Origin of the sequence: Campylobacter suis (assembly GCF_905120475.1) — a bacterium.
Lineage (GTDB): Bacteria > Campylobacterota > Campylobacteria > Campylobacterales > Campylobacteraceae > Campylobacter_A > Campylobacter_A suis.
On sequence record NZ_CAJHOE010000001.1, the window covers coordinates 774,729 to 794,098 of the forward strand.

The 19,370-nt window shown below is 37.1% G+C and carries 21 protein-coding genes, 2 pseudogenes and 1 riboswitch; of the genes and pseudogenes, 11 read left to right on the forward strand and 12 right to left on the reverse strand.

The window, feature by feature from the left end:
- Positions 1-9 precede the first annotated feature (9 nt).
- The 5 genes and pseudogenes from LQV35_RS04015 to LQV35_RS04035 all read left to right on the forward strand — a co-directional run bounded on the left by LQV35_RS04015 (position 10) and on the right by LQV35_RS04035 (position 3,304).
- A complete protein-coding gene (locus LQV35_RS04015; RefSeq protein ID WP_230056570.1) occupies positions 10-459 on the forward strand; it encodes a GatB/YqeY domain-containing protein in 450 nt (149 codons plus the stop codon).
- A 17-nt stretch (positions 460-476) separates the two neighbouring features.
- Positions 477-576, forward strand: a riboswitch (TPP riboswitch).
- Positions 577-604: 28 nt separating this feature from the next.
- Positions 605-799: a sulfur carrier protein ThiS gene (gene thiS / locus LQV35_RS04020; RefSeq protein ID WP_230056571.1), complete on the forward strand. Its 195-nt coding sequence runs from the start codon at positions 605-607 to the stop codon at positions 797-799.
- A 24-nt stretch (positions 800-823) separates the two neighbouring features.
- On the forward strand, positions 824-1,591 hold the full coding sequence (locus LQV35_RS04025; protein WP_230056572.1) for a thiazole synthase: 768 nt from the start codon (positions 824-826) through the stop codon (positions 1,589-1,591).
- Positions 1,581-2,739, forward strand: a pseudogene (gene thiH, locus LQV35_RS04030) (2-iminoacetate synthase ThiH). The gene LQV35_RS04025 and the pseudogene thiH overlap by 11 nt, the downstream one beginning before the upstream one ends.
- The gene (locus tag LQV35_RS04035; protein WP_230056573.1) at positions 2,732-3,304 is read left to right on the forward strand and encodes a thiamine phosphate synthase; all 573 of its coding nucleotides are present in this window, start codon (positions 2,732-2,734) and stop codon (positions 3,302-3,304) included. Before thiH ends, LQV35_RS04035 begins: the two are co-directional and overlap by 8 nt.
- Before the next feature lie 111 nt (positions 3,305-3,415).
- Here the strand turns inward: LQV35_RS04035 and LQV35_RS04040 are convergent, their stop codons facing one another.
- The 5 genes from LQV35_RS04040 to LQV35_RS04060 form a co-directional block, all read right to left on the reverse strand.
- Positions 3,416-4,429, reverse strand: coding sequence for a bifunctional 3,4-dihydroxy-2-butanone 4-phosphate synthase/GTP cyclohydrolase II (locus LQV35_RS04040; protein ID WP_230056574.1), 1,014 nt, complete (start codon positions 4,427-4,429; stop codon positions 3,416-3,418).
- A 118-nt stretch (positions 4,430-4,547) separates the two neighbouring features.
- Positions 4,548-5,681 carry a cell division protein FtsZ gene (gene ftsZ / locus LQV35_RS04045; protein WP_230056575.1) on the reverse strand — a complete coding sequence of 378 codons (1,134 nt, stop codon included), beginning with the start codon at positions 5,679-5,681 and terminating at the stop codon, positions 4,548-4,550.
- 9 nt (positions 5,682-5,690) lie between these two features.
- Positions 5,691-7,073: a cell division protein FtsA gene (gene ftsA / locus LQV35_RS04050; protein WP_230056576.1), complete on the reverse strand. Its 1,383-nt coding sequence runs from the start codon at positions 7,071-7,073 to the stop codon at positions 5,691-5,693.
- A gap of 6 nt (positions 7,074-7,079) precedes the next feature.
- A complete protein-coding gene (locus tag LQV35_RS04055; protein ID WP_230056577.1) occupies positions 7,080-8,540 on the reverse strand; it encodes a peptidylprolyl isomerase in 1,461 nt (486 codons plus the stop codon).
- 106 nt (positions 8,541-8,646) lie between these two features.
- Positions 8,647-9,240, reverse strand: a complete 594-nt coding sequence (locus tag LQV35_RS04060) for a class II aldolase and adducin N-terminal domain-containing protein (RefSeq protein ID WP_230056578.1) — start codon at positions 9,238-9,240, stop codon at positions 8,647-8,649.
- A 101-nt stretch (positions 9,241-9,341) separates the two neighbouring features.
- Here LQV35_RS04060 and rsmH point away from each other — a divergent pair, with 101 nt between their 5' ends.
- Entirely contained in the window at positions 9,342-10,265 is a 924-nt protein-coding gene (gene rsmH / locus LQV35_RS04065; RefSeq protein ID WP_230056579.1) for a 16S rRNA (cytosine(1402)-N(4))-methyltransferase RsmH, read from the forward strand.
- Positions 10,262-10,546: a hypothetical protein gene (locus LQV35_RS04070; RefSeq protein WP_230056580.1), complete on the forward strand. Its 285-nt coding sequence runs from the start codon at positions 10,262-10,264 to the stop codon at positions 10,544-10,546. Before rsmH ends, LQV35_RS04070 begins: the two co-directional genes overlap by 4 nt.
- 35 nt (positions 10,547-10,581) lie before the next feature.
- Here the strand turns inward: LQV35_RS04070 and LQV35_RS04075 are convergent, their stop codons facing one another.
- Positions 10,582-11,082 (reverse strand): hypothetical protein, encoded by a 501-nt coding sequence (locus tag LQV35_RS04075; protein ID WP_230056581.1) that lies wholly within the window; start codon positions 11,080-11,082, stop codon positions 10,582-10,584.
- Between the two features lie 95 nt (positions 11,083-11,177).
- Here LQV35_RS04075 and LQV35_RS04080 point away from each other — a divergent pair, with 95 nt between their 5' ends.
- The 3 genes and pseudogenes from LQV35_RS04080 (at position 11,178) to LQV35_RS04090 (ending at position 12,972) form a co-directional block, all read left to right on the forward strand.
- On the forward strand, positions 11,178-12,041 hold the full coding sequence (locus LQV35_RS04080; protein ID WP_230056582.1) for a D-amino-acid transaminase: 864 nt from the start codon (positions 11,178-11,180) through the stop codon (positions 12,039-12,041).
- Positions 12,038-12,487, forward strand: a pseudogene (locus tag LQV35_RS04085) (2-thiouracil desulfurase family protein). The gene LQV35_RS04080 and the pseudogene LQV35_RS04085 overlap by 4 nt, the downstream one beginning before the upstream one ends.
- On the forward strand, positions 12,472-12,972 hold the full coding sequence (locus tag LQV35_RS04090) for a chemotaxis protein (RefSeq protein ID WP_230056583.1): 501 nt from the start codon (positions 12,472-12,474) through the stop codon (positions 12,970-12,972). Before LQV35_RS04085 ends, LQV35_RS04090 begins: the two are co-directional and overlap by 16 nt.
- A 111-nt stretch (positions 12,973-13,083) precedes the next feature.
- Here the strand turns inward: LQV35_RS04090 and rpsR are convergent, their stop codons facing one another.
- The 6 genes from rpsR to LQV35_RS04120 all read right to left on the reverse strand — a co-directional run bounded on the left by rpsR (position 13,084) and on the right by LQV35_RS04120 (position 18,198).
- Positions 13,084-13,344: a 30S ribosomal protein S18 gene (rpsR, locus tag LQV35_RS04095; protein ID WP_230056584.1), complete on the reverse strand. Its 261-nt coding sequence runs from the start codon at positions 13,342-13,344 to the stop codon at positions 13,084-13,086.
- A gap of 13 nt (positions 13,345-13,357) precedes the next feature.
- A complete protein-coding gene (locus tag LQV35_RS04100) occupies positions 13,358-13,939 on the reverse strand; it encodes a single-stranded DNA-binding protein (RefSeq protein ID WP_230056585.1) in 582 nt (193 codons plus the stop codon).
- Between the two features lie 11 nt (positions 13,940-13,950).
- Positions 13,951-14,373, reverse strand: a complete 423-nt coding sequence (gene rpsF / locus LQV35_RS04105) for a 30S ribosomal protein S6 (protein WP_230056586.1) — start codon at positions 14,371-14,373, stop codon at positions 13,951-13,953.
- 84 nt (positions 14,374-14,457) lie between these two features.
- Positions 14,458-15,456: a DNA polymerase III subunit delta gene (gene holA, locus LQV35_RS04110; RefSeq protein WP_230056587.1), complete on the reverse strand. Its 999-nt coding sequence runs from the start codon at positions 15,454-15,456 to the stop codon at positions 14,458-14,460.
- Complete coding sequence (locus tag LQV35_RS04115) at positions 15,449-17,383, reverse strand: RNB domain-containing ribonuclease (protein ID WP_230056588.1); 1,935 nt, start codon at positions 17,381-17,383, stop codon at positions 15,449-15,451. The genes holA and LQV35_RS04115 overlap by 8 nt, the downstream gene beginning before the upstream one ends.
- Positions 17,380-18,198, reverse strand: a complete 819-nt coding sequence (locus LQV35_RS04120) for an HDOD domain-containing protein (protein WP_230056589.1) — start codon at positions 18,196-18,198, stop codon at positions 17,380-17,382. The genes LQV35_RS04115 and LQV35_RS04120 overlap by 4 nt, the downstream gene beginning before the upstream one ends.
- A gap of 148 nt (positions 18,199-18,346) precedes the next feature.
- Between LQV35_RS04120 and ilvC the strand changes: the two genes are divergently transcribed.
- A complete protein-coding gene (ilvC, locus tag LQV35_RS04125; protein ID WP_230056590.1) occupies positions 18,347-19,369 on the forward strand; it encodes a ketol-acid reductoisomerase in 1,023 nt (340 codons plus the stop codon).
- Position 19,370 lies beyond the last annotated feature (1 nt).

A 19,370-nucleotide genomic window follows, 5' to 3' on the forward strand; every position in this document is an offset into this window, starting at 1 on the left:
GGAGTTAAAATGAGTATAAAAGAGCAAATTTTAGATGACATAAAAATAGCCATGAAAGATAAAAACGACTTCGTGCGCGACACTTTGCGTATGCTAAATGCAGCGCTAAAACAAGTAGAAGTAGATCAGCGTATTACAATAACTAACGAGATCGCACTACCATTACTTCAAAAAGAGATCAAAAAAAGAAACGACTCAGCAGAGCTTTACATAAAAGGCGGTAGAGCCGAGTTGGCACAAAAAGAGCAAGACGAGATAGCTATCATATCTGGCTATCTACCAGCACAGCTAAGTGATGATGAGCTAAAAGAAAAGGTAAGCCAAGTGGCAAAAAGTATTGGTGCACACAGCTTAAAAGAGCTCGGTACTCTTGTAAAAACAGCAAAACAAGAGATCGGAGCAAGCGCAGACGCAAAACGCATAAGCGAGATAGCAAAAGCATTGCTACAAAACGGCTAAAATTTGATATAATCACCAAAATGTATCAGGGGAGCTTTGGCTGAGAATGGGCATCGCCCTAAACCCTTATGACCTGAACTAGATAATACTAGCGTAGGCAGATCCCTTAAGTCCCACGATACAAATAAATCAAAAAGAAAAAATAGTGTTAAAAATAAACGGTGAAAAGCAAGATAGCTTCATAGGCAAAAGTGTGCAAGAGTTTTTACTAAGTCAAAATTTCACAGCTGGCGTAATAGCAGCAGAGTTAAATATGGAAATTTTAACAGCTGATAAGTTTGATACAATTTTAAAAGATGGCGATAGCCTTGAGATAGTCTGCTTTGTAGCTGGCGGGTGAAATTTATAACATAAAAGGATAAAAATGAACGATATTTTAGAGCTTGGCGGGCATAAATTTTGCTCGAGATTTATCATGGGATCGGGTAAATTTTCACTACCGCTCATCAAGGCATGCGTAGAAGAAGCTGGCGCACAGATCATCACTCTAGCACTAAGGCGGGCAAATGCCGGAGGGCGTGAAAATATACTTGATTTTATACCAAAAGGCGTTACTCTTTTGCCAAATACATCAGGCGCAAGAGACGCAAACGAAGCCGTGCGTATCGCTAGGCTTGCACGCGAGCTTGGGTGCGGGGAGTTTATCAAGCTTGAAGTCATTCGCGATAGCAAGTATCTTTTACCGGATAATTACGAAACCATAAAAGCCACAGAAATACTCGCAAATGATGGTTTTATCGTCATGCCATACATGTATCCTGATCTAAATGTCGCGCGCGATTTAGTAAGCGCGGGAGCTGCGTGCGTAATGCCACTTGGTGCGCCGATCGGGACAAATAAGGGTCTTGCGACAAGGGAGTTTATAAAAATTTTACTTGATGAAATTTCGCTTCCTATTATTGTGGATGCTGGCATTGGCTCGCCTGCTCAAGCTTGCGAGGCCATGCAGATGGGCTGTGCGGCCGTGATGGCAAATACAGCCATAGCCACAGCTGGCGATGTAAGGCTCATGGCTAGAGCGTTTAGACTAGGCATTGAGGCTGGCAGAGCGGCGTACTTATCAGGGCTTGGCGATGTGAGTGAAAGTGCGCGTGCTAGCTCACCGTTAAGTGGGTTTTTAGATGAAATTTAGCTATGCGATAGACGCCACATCTTATCATGAAAACATGCAAGATATCGGCGATGAGATCATGCAAAAAGTCCTAAATGAGCGTGCAAGCTACGATCCAAAAGGCTACACCAGCGCTGATGTAGCGCGCGCCTTGAATGAAGAAAGACTTAGTATAAACGGACTAAAAGCCCTACTTAGCGAGGCTGGGGGTGAGTATACCGAGCAAATGGCGCAAGTAGCAAAGGCAAAGACTAGGCAGTTTTTTGGCAACTCCATCGAGCTTTTTACCCCGCTTTATATCTCTAACTACTGCGATAGCAACTGCGTTTATTGCGGATTTAGCGCGAGAAATAAGATAGCAAGACTAAGGCTAAAAGATGCACAAATCGCCACTGAGCTTGAAAATATCGCAAAAACTGGGCTAAAAGATGTGCTTATACTAACCGGCGAAAGCACCAAAAAAAGTGACCTTACCTACATCGGCGAGGCGTGCAAGCAAGCAAGCAAACTGTTTAGCAATGTAGGTGTTGAAATTTATCCGCTAAACAGCGATGAGTACGCGTATTTACACGAGTGCGGGGTGGATTATGTGGTGGTATTTCAAGAGACTTATGATACTGAAATTTACGCGCAAAAGCACCTTGGTGGTACAAAGCGGGTATTTTCATATCGTTTTAACGCACAAGAGCGCGCACTAATGGGCGGTATGCGAAGCGTGGGCTGCAGCCCTGCTTGGACTTGCTAATTTTCGTAAAGACGCGCTGGCTACAGCACTTCACGCACACTTTATACAGCAAAAGTATCCTCACGCCGAGATAGCGCTATCAGTGCCTAGGCTACGTCCTACAAAGTGTGATGATAGCGTAGGTAGCGATGGAGTGAGTGAAAAAGAGCTATTTGCCGTGCTTTGCGCGTATCGTATATTTTTACCGTATGCAAATATCACCATCTCAACCAGAGAGAGTGAGAAATTTCGAAACGGCGTAGTGGGCGTGGCAGCTAGTAAAATTTCAGCTGGAGTGAGCGTGGGCGTGGGCGAGCATAGCGAAGATGAAAAGAAAGGCGACGGGCAGTTTATCATAAGCGACTGCCGTGATGTCGAGCAAATTTATACTGACATGAAGGCTCTTGGATTAGCGCCCGTGATGAGTAACCATATCTATGTCTAGCAGTAAAAATTTCAAACTCATCTGTGTTAGTAACCGCCATTTAAGCGATGACTTTTTAAGCGATGTTAGGCGCATAGCATATGAAAAAAAGCCTGACTATCTCATACTTAGGGAGCGCTCATTAAGCGAAAGTGAGTATGAGAAACTAGTCCGTAATGTCAGTGAAATTTTGCAAGCAAGCAGGTACGAGCTCATCGTGCATACTCATTTTAATGTCGCGCGAAAGCTAGGTGTAAAAATGGTGCATTTTGGCTTTGATGACTTTGTAGGGTTAAAAAACGGCGGTGCTAGCTTTGATGAGTTTGATAGCGTGGGAGTATCTATACACTCTATCTCGCAGGCAAAAATAGCTCGTGATTTAGGTGCTAACTACATCATTGCAGGACACATTTTTGATACTCCTAGTCATGCAGGCGAGCCCGGTCGTGGAATTGAGTTTTTAGAGGAAATTTTACGGCTTAATATCACTACCTATGCCATCGGTGGTGTAAATTTTAACAACCTTGATATGATAAAGAGCATTGGCGCACATTGGGCTTGTATGATGAGAGAGTTTGTAAAATAGTATACAAAATTTTATGTGTTTATAAAAATTTGAAAGCGACTTTCATCGCCTCCAAACAGTTTTATGTAAATTTGGATTTTAAAAAAGATTGCTTTTTATAAAAAGTTAATATTAAAGATTTTTATATTCAACCACATCTAAGTCAAACCCTTTAATGCCAACAAAATCTTTATTTTTATTTGACAAAAGGGCTATCTGTTTTACGCCAAAATATTTTAAAATTTGTGCGCCTATGCCATAGTCTTTAGCATTTGTAGAATTTGTTTGACTTGATAAGAATACGAGCAAGCCACCCTCCTTCTTTAAAATTTCAATAGCAACCAAAAGCTCATCAAACTTTACTGAACTAACAAAATCAAAGTCGCTAGTTGATTTCATAAATTTTACATTTGTTACATTTTTGATATCACCAAAAAGATAGACGGCATGCTTGTTAGCTTCATGATCGGTAACATCGTAACGCATTGCGTTTTTTTGTGCTATCTGACAGCTTATAGGCTCACTAACACTAACCAAACTTTCACTACTTAACCTATACTCAACGAGCTCAGAAACAGAAAGCATATTTAGTCCAAATTTTTTACAAAAAATTTCTAAGTCATCTCTGCGAGCCATGTTACCATCATCTTTTACTATCTCACAGATTGAAGCCATCGGAGTTAATCCAGCCAAGCGACAAAGATCTACTGAACCTTCAGTGTGACCAGTGCGAACAAGAACTCCGCCATTTTTGGCGATAAGTGGAAAAATATGTCCAGGTCTTACAAAGTCCTCTGGTCTTGAGTTTTGATCAGCAGCCAAACGCGTGCTAAGGTCTCGCTCATAAGCACTAACACCAGTTGTCGTCTGCTTTGCATCTATAGTTACAGTAAAAGCCGTCTCATGACTTGAGGTATTTTTAGGTACCATAAGCGGCAAATCCAGTCGCCTTGCATTATCTTCGTCCATCGCAAGGCAAAGCACTCCCTTTGCATGTGTGATAGCAAAATTTACTTTTTGAATATCGCTTTTATCCGCAGCAAATACCAAGTCTCCTTCATTTTCTCTGTCTTCATCATCAACCATGACAATCATTTTACCATTTTTAATGTCATCAATAGCTTGTATAACTTTTTCAAAAGCCATAAAAATCCTTTACTAAATTTTTATGTATTATACTTATTTTTTTAAAATTTCAGATTAAAGATAAAAAATTTGTAGAGTTTAAAGGACGACTTGCGCCCTTTAAATGCAGTTTAAAAGTTTAGTCCATTTGATGGCGTATGCAAGGCGGTGTGTCAAGCTGATCAAGATAAGCTTCGCTATCAAAACCCTCTCCACCACTTGCTTTTTTAATACGCATAACATAATCACGCTTTATAGCGTCCTTTTGAATCTCTTTTTCTGGAGTTATAGTCTGAGCAGCTGGAATTTCAAAACCAGTAGCCACGATAGTAACTTCAACTCTACCCTCTTCCATACTAGCATCAGCAGTTGTTCCAAAAATAATATCAGCATAGTCATCGGCAGAGTCATTTACTATCTCCATAGCCTCGTTGATATCATAAAGAGGTGTATCTGGATGATGTTTAAAATGCACTAAAACACCTTGTGCTCCATCTATACTAATGTCATCAAGAAGTGGTGACTGTATTGCCTCTTTCATAGCCTCTTGAGCTGCGCTCTCACCAACAGCCTCTCCAACACTCATTATCGCCATACCGCGATGACTCATGATCGTTCTAACATCAGCAAAGTCGATATTTATGTCGCCATTTCCAAGTATAACGCTACTCATACCGCCAACAGCACGAGTTAAAACACCGTCCACTATCTTTAGGCTATCAGAAACACTCATGCGTCTATCAATTAGCGAGACAAGCTTTTCATTAAGGATAACAATAACAGAGTCGCTCTCTTTTCTAAGCTCAGCCAAGCCTTGATCGGCAAGTAAGCGTCGCTTTTTACCCTCTCTAGCAAATGGCAAAGTAACAACAGAAACAGCAAGGGCTCCACACTCTTTTGCAGCTTGAGCAACAACAGGAGCTGCACCCGTACCAGTACCACCACCAAGTCCAGCGGCTATAAACACAATATCGGTATTTTCAAACGCACTTTTTAGCTCATCATAACTCTCTTCAGCAGAAGCCTTGCCGACTTCTGGTTTCATGCCAGCACCAAGACCACGAGTGATCTTTTCGCCTATTTGAAGCTTAGTATAAGCTTTTGATTTATCAAGTGCTTGTCTATCGGTATTAGCCACGATAAGGTCTATATCAAGATCTGGATACTCCTTTATCATAGTGCTTATCATATTTCCGCCGCCGCCACCAACACCAATAACCTTTATCTTTGTGCCGTAAGTGCCGTGGCTCTCTTCTACCTTAAAATTTCCCATTGTTGCTCCTTAAAATGCCTGTGTTAATTTATTCCAAAATGTTGCTAAAATATTTGGCTTTTTTGGTTTTTCTATGCTAATGTCAGCCAGTTCATTTTTAGCTTGCGCTTGTGTATTTTCTATCTTTATATCGCTTAAATTTAGATCTAGTTTTTGCTCTTGTATTATAGGTTTTGTATGCTCAGCATGCATGTTTTTAAACTCAGCCCTTGGCTTTGTTATAGCCTCGCCTTTATATCTCATTTTCTGTTCCGAGTCAAGCTCATAAGGGGTAAAGTAGCCAGCCCCGTACATACAAAGACCGATAGCACAAGAGTGAGATGGATCTCGCTCATAAAGGCCATCAAATTCTTTTGCCTTTGCTATGCGAACTTGCATGTTTTTAAATATGGCCCCAGCAGCATCCCTAAGCTCGTCAAGCTTTGTCATACCGCCCGTTAAAACAACTCCTGCACCCACCAACTCTCGTTTAGTTTGAAGCATTTCATTTAGTATCATTAAAGTTTCTTCAACTCTTGAAAAAATAACATTTGAAACGATATCCATAGAAACTTCGCTCGTCTTGCTCTCATCTCCAAGAACTGGAATTTCAATAATATCAGTTGATCTTTTTAAAAGCGAGCTATACTCTAGCTTAAGCTCTTCCGCCTTATGAAACGGAGTATGCAAGACCATAGATATATCATTTGTTATATTTGTAGAGCCAACTGGTAAAAATCCATTATATCTTACAGAATTTCCAGAGTGTATCACAACATTGCAAGTCGAACCACCCATGTCTATAAGTGCAACACCAAGCTCTTTTTCATCATCATTTAATGTAGAAATAGCCGATGCATAGCCAGAAAGAACGATATTATCAGCCTTTACTCCTGCCATACTTACTGCTTTTTTAACATTGCTTAAATATGACTTTTGAACCATTATAATGTAAGTCTGAACTTCAAGCCTATTAGCGTTCATGCCAAGAGGATCTTCTATATGCTCTTGCTCATCTACCTTAAAGCTGTAAGGAAGCACATGTAAAATTTCATAATCGCTAGGTATCATGGCATTATGTTTTGCGGTAGTTATGGCACGCTCAATCTCTTTAATGCCTATTTCATGGTTTGGTAAATTTACAACACTTCCGCTCTCTGTGCTTTTTGTATATGCTCCAGAGATAGAAACTACGACTTTTTCATACTGAGTCCCAGCTATTCGCTGAGCTTTTTCGATAGCAGATTTAATAGACCTTGAGGCATGCTCGATATTGCTAATAGTTCCTTTTTTAACACCCTGAGCTTTTTCTTCGCCAATGCCTATAATTTTTATACTGTCTTCTGTTTGCTCCGCCATAACGGCTCTGATCTGAAAAGAGCCAATATCAATACCTAAAATTTTTGTTCCCAAAACAGACTACCTTTTAATATATTCTTCTACTTTATAGCGCTTTTGAAGCTCTTTTATGAGATCTTGTAACATCTCATTATTTTTCATAGCTTGCATGTTTTGCATAGCTAACACATTATGGCTTTCATCACTGTTAGTAAGCAATTTTTGTTCCAAAATTTCGTATATAACAGCTTTTTCTCCTAACACAACATAACCTTTTTTGTTAGCAGAGTCAAAAACTTGTGATACAAAATTTCCGACTTCAAACATATCAAGATCGCCAACTTTACTCTCTTTGTCTTTTGCTATAGTAGTTTTTTCGGCATTTTTTGGATCAAATTTTACTAACTCGCTCTTTGCTTTTTCACTCATTAATGCACTAAATTTATCCTGCATATAAAATTTTAAAACCTGTTCTCTTGCCGCATCAAATTCCATTGGCTTTGGCAAATTTACACTCTTAACTTTTGCTATAATATAACCATTGTGAGTTAGTATAGGCTTTAAAACATCTCCGCTTTTGGCACTACTAAACTCTTCAAGAGGTAGCTTTGCATCATCTTCTGCAAAACTCAAACTTCCATCAGTTGCTAGCTCACCCTTTTTAACAGCAACATATTTTTCAAGTGCACTTCTTCTACTTTGCTCTATCAAATAGTCTTTATTAGCACGCTCTTTCGCCTCTTCAAAAGACAAAATTTTATCCTCTGCATCTCGATAGTTTGCTTTATTCTCCTCATAAAAAGCCTTAACCAAAGCCTCATCGGCCTCATCATTGCTAATACCAATGGTCAATGTCTCAAGATCGTATGACTTTTTTGTCAGGTATTTATCTTTATTTGATTCCCAAAGCTTTTTAAGCTCTGCTTCATCAACTTTTATCTCGCTTTCATCAGCGCTTATGATACTAAAAGCTATCGTATCTTGCATAGAAAAAGCAGAACTCATAATCTCGACATCTTTTGCGCTAGCATTAAGCGACAGTGCTGTATTTAGCTTTTCTAACAACACCGCTCGCTTAATACCTTTTTCAAAATCATTTGGATTTATCCTAGCTCTTCTTAGTGTGTCATAGTATAAATTTTTATTAAAAACACCGTCTGTTTGAAATTCTGGGCTCTTTGCGATATATCTTACCGTGTCTTCATCGCTGGCACTAAGCCCTAGTTCATTTGCAAAATTTAGCAACATACTCTCTTGTATAGCAGCTTGCAAAGCCATGCCTTGAAGTCCTAGCTCACCAGCTTTTTCTTCAGTAAGCTTTCCATCAAAGATGTTATTATACTGGTTGTAAAGCTGAGAATACTTTTCATTAACCTCTTGAATGCTTACTGCTCGATCGCCAACTTTTGCGACAGATGTAGCGCGATTAGTATTCATATCATAAGCGCCCCAGCCCACAAAACCAGCACCCACAAAGGCTATCGTGCTTATCCAAATCGTTGGAACAAGATATTTTTTATTTTTCTGCATCCAAGTTATCATAAAATTTCCTTAATCTTTTACTAACATAAAAATGTGTTATTTTACATTTTTTAGCCTTAAATATCGTTAAAATCGACATTTTCAAGGCAATTTTTACTAACATTTTCTAATTTTCTGTTAGTTGAGAGCGAGTATCTTCTGAAAGCATCAAAAGTTTTGCACTATTTTCAAGTATAGCAACATCTTTTGCAAGCTGAGAGGCAGTTCTCGCATAAGCATAAACACCATAACCTCTAATTATCATTATGTTGGTTTTATTTTCAATTAAGTGCCTATAAATTTCAGTTTCTGCACGCTCATACCAATCTTCAAACTGCTTTGGATCATAGATATTTATCTCATCAAATTTCATATATCCAAAATAATCTTTTGGCACTAAAACACTATGGTTTAAGCTATAAGCAGTCGTATAATGAGGCATAGCATAGCAGATAAATCTTGCTTCATTTATGTTTTTATAGATATTGTGATGTATAGCAGCATCCATACTAGCGTCATTCCATCTATAGTCCTTTTTAGACGAAAGTACGACAACATCATCATCTCCTATGTCGTCAAATATTGCATTTTGTTTATTTATAACAAACTGATTACCCTCTACTTTTGATGAGATGGAACCATGAAAAACACCAAAAAAATTCTTTCTAAACATCGCAAGTGAAATTTTTTTCATCTCTTGTATCGATCGCTTAATCTCCATATCTAAACACCTTTTTAAAAATTTTGTGTAAAATTATACACAATTTCTTATTTTAAGTAAAATTTTGCTAAATTATCGTATTAATTTAGACAAGGAAAAAGTTGCAAAGTCCTCATAAAAGTGTTTTACTTGATGAAGTGAAAGAGATTTTTACTCAAATTGGCGGAATTTTTATCGACTGCACACTAGGATACGCTGGTCATAGTAGTGAAATTTTAGAAAATAATAAAAATATCAAGCTAATAGCATGCGACCGTGATGATGAAGCTATAAATTTTAGCACTAAAAGGCTAGCAAACTTTGGCGAAAGAGTAAAAATTTATAAATCAACTTTTTCAAACCTACTTGATAAATTAGACAAAAATGAGCTAAAAAATGTCCGTGGAATTTTAGCTGACATAGGCGTTAGCTCACTTCAGATAGATAAAAATGAGCGTGGTTTTAGTATAAATTCAAATACTCTTGATATGCGAATGGATACAAGTAGTGGCATTAGTGCATACGAAGTTGTAAATTCATACTCACATGATGAGCTTTCACGCATATTTTTTGAGTATGGCGAGCTAAAAAATGCAAAAAATATCGCCAGCAAGATAGTAAGTGCAAGAGAACAAGCTCCCATAAAAAGCGCAAAAGAGCTAAGCGAGATAGTCGGCACAAAAAGCTTTAACGGACGCTCAGTTAGCCCTGCCATTTTAGCTTTTCAGGCAATTCGCATTGAGATAAATAACGAGCTTAATGAGCTTAAAAATTTACTTCAAAGTATCAAGAACTCAGAGCTAAACGACTGTCTAGTTTGCATAATAAGCTTTCACTCACTTGAGGATAGGATAGTAAAAAATACATTTAAAGATTGGGCAAAAAGCTGTATCTGCCCAAGTGGTGTAATGCGCTGTGTTTGTGGCAACAACCATGCGATCGGAAAGATAATGACCAAAAAAGCTATCACACCAAGCCAAGCTGAGATAAAACAAAACTCGCGTAGTAGCTGTGCAAAAATGCGTGTATTTAAGGTATCAAGATGAGTGAAAAACAAGAGCTTTTAAAATTTCATGACATTGAGCAAATGCGAGAGGAAAATTTGGGTTGGAGGACGCTATTTGTGGCGTTTGCATGCCTTGCGATAGCTTTTTGTATATTTTTACCAAAAATCTACTTTGCAAATAAAATTTACTATATAAGTATGGAAATAACTGAGATTAGCAACAAAAGAGATGTTTTGCTTGAGGAAAATCGCGTTTTAAAAAATAAATTAGAAGCGTTAAAATACAAAATAAATATCAAAAATCCACTTCAAGCAGAATAGTGGTAGTAGCATAAATTTGTGTTCTAAAGCCTTAACTACTCACTTCGTTCTGAAACTAACTTTTCTAAAACATGTTGTTCTAAGTCACTTTTTGTGATACCATCTTTTACAGCTTGAGTGTAAATTTCATCGACTTTTTTTGAGTATTTTTCATAGGCAAAAAATGGAAAATGAACAGTCCAAGCTTGCTTTATGAGCTCAGCGCTCTTTTCTTTTCTAGCCCAAATTTTAAACATATCAAAGCCTAAAAATATCAAAGATGTTATAACCATAGTGCCTATTATCGAGATGTGACTGTCTATTTTAGCCAAAAAACTATGCGTTATTAATAGCGAAATAAAAAGTATAAGAGTGCAGATAACTGTGTAAATTCCATATGTTTTTAGTGTATCAAATCTAAAATTTAGCTTTGCACAATCAATCAACATACCCTCATTATAAAGCGAATTTGCCTCCAAAAGATCTCTAAAAAGCACTGGTTGGCGTGAAACTATAAAAATTCTATCTAAAATTAGTTTTTTAAATTTTATACACATCTACTCAATCTTTATAAATTTTTGGCAAATTATAGCAAATTTTTTCAAAATATGATAAATTTTTGGATAAAATTAAGAAAACAAACTAAGGAAAAATGATGTCTGAACTAAAAAATACAGTTTTTGTAAATGGCGAATTTGTAAGCGCGAACGAAGCTAAAATAAGTGCGTTTGATCGCGGTTTTATATTTGGCGATGGAATTTATGAGGTTGTTCCTGTGCTAAACTCAAAGATGGTTGATAAGGCTGAGTTTTGGCAAAGATTTGAACGAAGTATGAGCGAGATCGAGTTAAAACTACCCTACTCTCATGTGGAATTTGAGCAAATTTTGCAAGACATCATAACAAAAAATGAGCTTAAAGAAGGTGGCATTTATATGCAAATAACTCGCGGTTCAGCACCAAGAGATTTTAAATTTTTAAGCGGACTTGCCCCTACTATTTTTATCTTTTGCTACGAAGCTCAAATCATAAACAACCCACTTGCAAAAAGTGGTATACATGTCGCAAGTGTGCCAGATATACGATGGAAACGCCGTGACATAAAGTCAATATCCCTACTAGCGCAATGTTGGGCAAAAAACGAAGCAGCAAAACAAGGCGCATTTGAAGCTATAATGATAGAAAATGGAGTTGTCAGCGAGGGTTCAAGCTCAAGTGTTTTTATCATAAAAGATGATATTTTGATAACTAAGCCACTCTCAAATGAAATTTTACCAGGCATAAGACGCAAAAACTTACTCGAATTTGCTGATAAAATTGGTCTAAAAACTGAACTTAGGGATTTTACACTTGATGAAGTTTATGAAGCCGACGAAGCATTTATAAGCGCAGCGACTCTTATACTTTTGCCTATCGTTCAAGCTGATGAGCACCTAATAAATGGCGGACAAGTTGGCAAACACACAAAACAGTTACGACAATTATACGAACAAAAATTTGTCAACGAATCAAAGTGAAAGAAAAAATTTTAATAAGCGCTTGTTTGCTTGGCACAAACTGTAAATACAATGGCGGCAATAACTTAAAGCAAGAGCTAATGCCAAACCTAGAGGCGCTAAAAGAAAAATTTGAACTAATAGCACTCTGCCCTGAAGAGCTTGGTGGACTTAGTACTCTAAGAGAGCCTGCCGAGATAGTAGGTGAAAAAATAATTACAAAATTTAGCCACACAGATGCAAGTGAATAGTTTTTAATGGGTGCGAAAATATGCGTAAATATAGCTCAACAAAATGGCTGCAAAATAGCAATCTTAAAAGAGCGAAGCCCAAGCTGTGGCGTTTATCAAATTTATGATGGGAGCTTTGGTAAAAGACTAATTGTGGGGCAAGGATTAACAACAAAAAAGCTAAGCGCTGTAGGAATTAAAATTTACTCTGAGGATGAGATATGCAAAGTGATCTAGCTGAAGTCGTATTTAAATATCTTATACTAATAGCTTTAGTAGCACTTGTATTTTCGCTTGGCATAAGTGGCTTTATGTTTTATCAAGGCAAATACAGCGAGTTTTTAATACAAACACACGCTATATCTGGAGTAATGCTTGTGTCCATATCTCTTATACATGCTTACATCAAAAAGAAAAAGATCAAAAAACTTACAAGTGAATTTGCAAATGCTTTGCGAGGCAAAAAAGTTGAACTAGAATGCAACACAACGCGTTTTATCGAAGCATTAAAAGATGTTAGAGTAGATGAGCTCAGTAAGCAGTTTAATGCAGATGTGGAGCAAATTTTAAATGATGGCGATATAAAAGTAAAAAGCAAAAGTCAAACATTGCAAGAAATTTGTAAAGCAAACGATGAAAAGATGTTTTATCTATTTGTGGTTTTGATGGAGGGAATTTTTAAGCCCGATAAGACTAACCATAAATGTGGCACTAATAACTAAAAATTTATACTTTACAAGATTTATTTTTTATAAAAGCTAACTTTTATTTTCTGTATTGGCTTAGAAAGAATGAGAAATTTCGCTCAAAAAATTGAGCGAAATTTTGGTATGTTATAGACCCTCAAATGGATTTGAAACTACATTATCGCGATCAACTATATAAGGTATGATAGCCGCATGACGAGCACGCTTGATAGCTTTTTCAACCATCTCTTGATATTTTTTAGATGTGCCTGTTAATCGGCGTGGCATAATCTTAAATCTCTCAGATAAACAATACTTTAAAAGTGAAGTATCTTTATAGTCTATAAAATCAATCTTAGCCTCTGTAAATTTGCAGTATTTGCGTGAATATTTTCTTTTTTCTGCCATTTGTTATCCCTTTTTAAAATGGTATATTATCTTCGTCAATATCGAATTTATCGGCATTGACATCTACTTCTTGAATTTTTTCTTCATAATAATCATCGTTTCGCTGTTTATTTGGCTGGTTTTGGGCTACTCTTTGCTGGTTATTTGAGTTGTAGCTATTTTGATTACCGTAGTTTTGTGAATTATTTTGGTTACCATAGCTGTTTTGCTGTGAATAGCCGCCATTTGAGCCATAACCGCCCTGATTATTTTGATTAAATCCACCTTGATTTGAACCACCGCCCAGCATCTCCATATTTTCAACGCTTATGCTATGTTTACTTCGATTTTGACCATTATTGTCTGTCCATTGATCAAATTTTAAGCGTCCTTCAACAAGGACTTTTGAGCCCTTGCTTAAGTATTGATTTGCTATTTCAGCTTGTTTTCCAAAAAATGAGATGTCTACAAAGCATGTCTCTTCACGCTTTTCGTTGTTTGCAGTAAAACGCCTAGTAACAGCTATCCCAGTGTTTCCTATGGCAGCGCCACTTGTAGTATATCTTAACTCAATATCCCTAGTTAAATTTCCTACCAAAACAACTTTATTAAACATCTTTTATTCCTTTAGTTTTCTTCTGAAAACGCTATTTCTTCACTTTTTTCAGCTTTTGGCTCGCGTGGTGCTCTTGGCTCTCGCTCTTTTCTTACGATAGTTTGCTTTATACCTTTGCTCATTCTATCCCAAGCAGCTATCTCACGCTTGTTTTCATATTTAACACTTAAGAATCTAATAATATCTTCTGTAATTCTTATATTTCTTACTAGTTCCGCAAGAAGTGCTGGTGGAGCTTTGTAGTAAATAACAAAATATGTACCGCGCTCATACTTTTGTATAGTATAGGCAAGCTTGCGTGTACCCATCTCGTCTATCCTAGCGATCTCGCCGCCATTTTTAGTAATAACCTCTTTTACGAAGTCAACTTTTGCTTTAGCTTCTTCTTCTGTAAGCGTTGGCTTAAGAATAAATAAAAGCTCGTAATGTCTCATGTATTCTCCTTATGGATTTCGCCTGTGCCTGGTGGCATAAGCAAGGATGTTTGCCAAACGGCAACTGGAGATTGTACTCTTTTTTTACTTAATATTTGCTGTTGAGATGATATTTTGGATATTTAGAAGCGATGTAAGCAAGTAGGTATTTTTATCTATTTTGCTATTGGTTTTTAGCTCAAATTCAGCCAAATTTAAAGCCATAAAAATATCCTTATAACTCTTTAAATTTATAGATAAACTCTGCTTTTTTAGCGCCTCTTCAATATTTTTTGGCGGAGCATAACCAAGGGTCTCTTTTATATCAAAACGCCCGTTTATTTTTACATGAGCATACAATTTAAAAAGTCTAGAAAATGCCTTGTAGAGTGAATTTATTAGTAAAATTTCATTAAAATTTACATCTTGCTCATATGCAAAAAAGTCATTTTTTATATCTTTTAGCCCTATAAGTTTTGCAAAAAAATCATCAAAACTAACGCTACCAAGCCCAAAAACAAGCTTTCTTACCATATCTTGTTCAATATGTGTATTTAAGCTGGCAAGCTTATTTAACTCCGCAGCTGCAAGATATAGATCTTCATTTTGTATTGCATAAAGCTCAAAAAGAGCGTTGCGAGTTATATTTAGCCCTATTTTTGAAGCATTTTTGGATAAAAGCTCTACCGCCTCTGATGGATTGCTTGGCTTAAAAAATCTAGCAAAATTTACTCCAAAAGTCTTTTGTGCATCCATGACAATTTTCATATCATACTCATAAAACTCATAGACAAATTTCTTGTCTTTATCAGCTTCGCATATGCTTATAAGCTCTTTTAACTCTTTGGTTGGAATTTTTCTATCAGTTTTTATATGAAGTATATTTTCGCCTCCAAACAAAGAACTTTCGGCTAAATGAGACTTTGCAAGAGTAAAATCATACTCATCAAAATAAAGGCTTAAAACATTACTATCATCATTTGAGTAAATAGCTAAAATTTCCTTTGCGAACATCTCTATTTGATACTCATCGGCACCAAAAAGTAAAAAATAATTCGCTTTAAAACCAAAGTTTAGCTGACTTTCAAGCTCTCTTCTATACATCAGAACTCTTTTTTTCGAGCTTTCTTACCACTTTGCCAACTATCTTTGCAAGAGCTATGTCAGACTCTGTTATGCGTACTATAACTGGAGTTAAAAGCTCGCAACCAAAGCCTGTGATAAAAATTCTAGCTCCCTTTAGCTCATCATCAAGCCTAGCCGTTACCACGCCTTGATTTTCACTTATATAGCAACGAAATTCTTTTCCGATATTTTGCGCCGCCCAGCGTGCAAATTTACGATCCATAAAATCATATGCCACTTTATCTGCTTCACGCTCTAGCTCACTTAGAGTAGCACATGTGCTTTGAATATTTAAAAGCAGATAATTTACGAGCCTTTCATCATTTTTAAGCCCTGCTTTTAAGATTCTATGCAATATCAAATCAGAATAACGCCTTATCGGACTTGTAAAATGTGTATATCTATCAAATCCAAGACCAAAATGTCCCAAATTTTCACTACTGTACTCAGCCTTTTTTTGTGCCTTAATAATAAGCTTATCTATCTCTTCACGGTTGCCCAGCAAGTCAGCTTGAGCTTGAACCTTCCGTATCAGCTTAGCAAGGTCATTCTCATAGGCAACATCTATACCAAGCAAGGCTAAGTCTTCAAGCAAATTATAAATTTTCTTAAAATCTGGCGAAGCATGATTCCTAAAAACTCCGCGTCCTATACGCTTTGCAGCGGCTTTGTTTGCAAGCAACATACAGTCCTCAACAAGCCTATGAGAATCGCTGTCTGTCTCAAAGATAGTCTGCCTTGGCATACCTGCCTCATCAAGACTCATTCTAAGTTCGCTAGTACGAAAGTCAAAAGCATTTACAAGGCGTTTTTTTCTAAGCTTTGAGGTAATGACAAAAAGTGGTTTTACCCAAGAAATTTCGCTATCTTTTTTACCGTCTAAAATTTCATCTATCTCATCATAGTTAAAGCGTCTTTTTGAGTTTATGATAGCTTCAAAAAGCTCCTCTTTAACGACATCTAAATTTTCATCAAGTGAGATTTTAAAGCAAAATGCAAGCCTATCAACATTTGGCTTAAGCGAACATATATTTTCACTCAAAGCTCGTGGCAACATTGGTATAGCAATATGTGGAAAATATATAGAAAAACCGCGTTTTTTTGCCTCACTATCGATAGGAGAATAGGCGTTTACATACTCACTTACATCGGCGATAGCAACATAAATTTCACGCTTTTTGACATCAAAATATATCGCATCATCAAAGTCCTTTGCATGAACTGGGTCAATAGTAGCAAATTCCAACTCTCTTAGATCGACCCTATCTGGATAAAAGCTAGCCTCGACACTATCACCCCAAGCCAGCGCCTCATCCTCGCAAGCATCGCTAAATTTATCATTTTTATTATAGATAGCAAGTGAAATTTTCTCATCGCTCAGCGGGTCGTTTATATTGCCTAAAACCTCTGTAACCTCACCATTTATGTTGTTTATCTTTAGCAAAGTACCTATAGGCAGCTGTTTTAGGCTCTTTTGGCTGGCTCTTAAGGTTGTACTAAGTCCAGTTTTTACATTTACGCCAAGTATAGCTTGTCCAAAAAATTTCGTATAAACCACACTTGTTTCGTTCGCAAGCTTTAGGCTCATGATTACCTTTGCGCTCTCACGCTTTTTTTTGGTTCGTAAAATTTTGGCTAAAACTATATCACCATAGTGGGCGTTATTTAAATTTTTATTTTCTATTATTATGTCTTGTTTAAAGCGTGGGTCAAACGGCGTAAGATAACCTGTGCCGTTTATACTTATATCAAGTCGCCCACAAACAAAACCATCATTTAGATAAAAGCTTGCTTTGTGCTGGCTTACAGCTTTTAAATTTTCAAGGTTGCGTAAAATTTCCCTATTTTCGTTTGAGATCTCTCGCTCTTTTACGCCATTAAGAAGGGCGTAGAGAAATTCCTTCACAGATTATCTTTTACTTTTGCAACAGCCATTAAAAATGTATCGTGGTCAAAACCATACTCATCAAGCAGCATTAGCGAATTTTGGATACTTGTGTCATCAAGCTGACCAAAAATATTTACTGCAGTTTTTACCACTTTTAGGGCTTTTGCATATTCGACTATGTGTTTTGGAGCCGCATCTGGGTCATTTGCAAACTGTATAGAGCCAACAAGCTCGCTCTCAAGGTTCCATTGTTCGAAAATTTTAGCAGTTATATCCTCGTTTGTAATGCCAAACATATTTGTCTCTATTGTTGCAAGGTCACTTGGATGAGTTACATTTTTTAGCTGATCTTTAAAGTCATTTATCTTACCGCTTTCACTTATCTCGTTAGCCAAAACTATCTTACCAACCTCTATCATAAAAGATGCTGGAGAGAGTATCTCAAGATCTTTTGGTTTAATTTTAGAATACCAGTTATACATAAGCGCATTTTGCATTATAGAGATACTTAAAAAGTCATGCGATGTGATACCATAAGGCTCTAAATTTATACTAAAGCTCTTTTTAATAGCACTTGAAAGAGCAAAACCACGGATGGTAGCCATCCCAAAAAGTGATATAGCTCTAGATATAGCTGTTATCTCTTTACTAAAACCATAGAGCGGAGAATTTGCTGAGTGCAAGATGTTTGCAGTAAGCATAGGGTCTTTTTCGATTATCTTGGTTAGATCACCAATAGAACTGTTCTCGTCTGCGCACAAACGCTGAATTCTTACAACAGTATCATCAAGCGGTGGCAGTGTCTTTATCTTAGTATAAATAGAATCATTCATTATTTTCAGCTCTCATTTTTATAAAATTTATCGGCAATTGTATCAAAATTGCCTTGTTATAAAACTTAAAGTGTAAATTTTTATCTCTTTCAGCGTTATTTTTGCTCTTAAAATGTATAATCGGTCAAAATTTAATACAGGAGAGAGTATGGCAGTAAATATTTACTATGATAAAGATTGCGATTTAAGCTTGATAAAAAGCAAAAAAGTAAGCATCATCGGTTTTGGTTCACAAGGACACGCACACGCTGAAAATCTGCGCGACAGCGGAGTTGGCGTAACTATCGGTCTTAAAAAGGGTGGCAGTAGCTGGGCTAAGGCTGAGGCAAAGGGCTTTAGCGTAAAAGAGGTAGCAGAGGCTACAAAAGACGCTGATGTAGTTATGATACTTACACCAGATGAGCATCAAGCCGAAATTTATAAAAATGAAATCGAGCCAAATTTAAAAGATGGTGCTGCACTTGCATTTGGGCATGGATTTAACGTGCATTTTGGACAGATCAAAGCTCCAAAAAATATTGATGTTATCATGATAGCTCCAAAAGCACCGGGTCACACCGTAAGAAACGAGTTTGTAAAAGGCGGTGGCATACCTGATCTTATCGCGGTTGAGCAAAATGCAAGCGGCAAAGCAAAGCAGATCGCTCTAAGCTACGCTAGCGCGATAGGCGGCGGAAGAACTGGTATAATCGAAACAACATTTAAAGATGAGACAGAAACAGATCTATTTGGCGAGCAAGCTGTTCTTTGTGGCGGTCTATGCTCACTTGTAAATGCTGGCTTTGAAACGCTTGTAGAGGCTGGTTATGAGCATGAGATGGCTTACTTTGAGTGCTTGCACGAGCTAAAACTTATCGTGGATCTAATGTATCAAGGCGGTATGGCTGATATGCGCTACTCTATCTCAAACACAGCTGAGTATGGTGATTATGTAAGCGGACCACGCGTGATAAACGAAGACAGCAAAAAGGCTATGAAGGAGATTTTAAAAGAGATACAAAACGGCACTTTTGCTAAAAATTTCGTACTAGAAAAAACAACAGGCTATGCTAGAATGAACGCTGAGCGCGGGCTAGCCGAGAGAAGCTTGCTAAATCAAACTGGCAAAAAACTTCGCGCTATGATGCCATGGATAAGCTCAAATAAAATCGTAGATCAAAGCAAAAATTAAT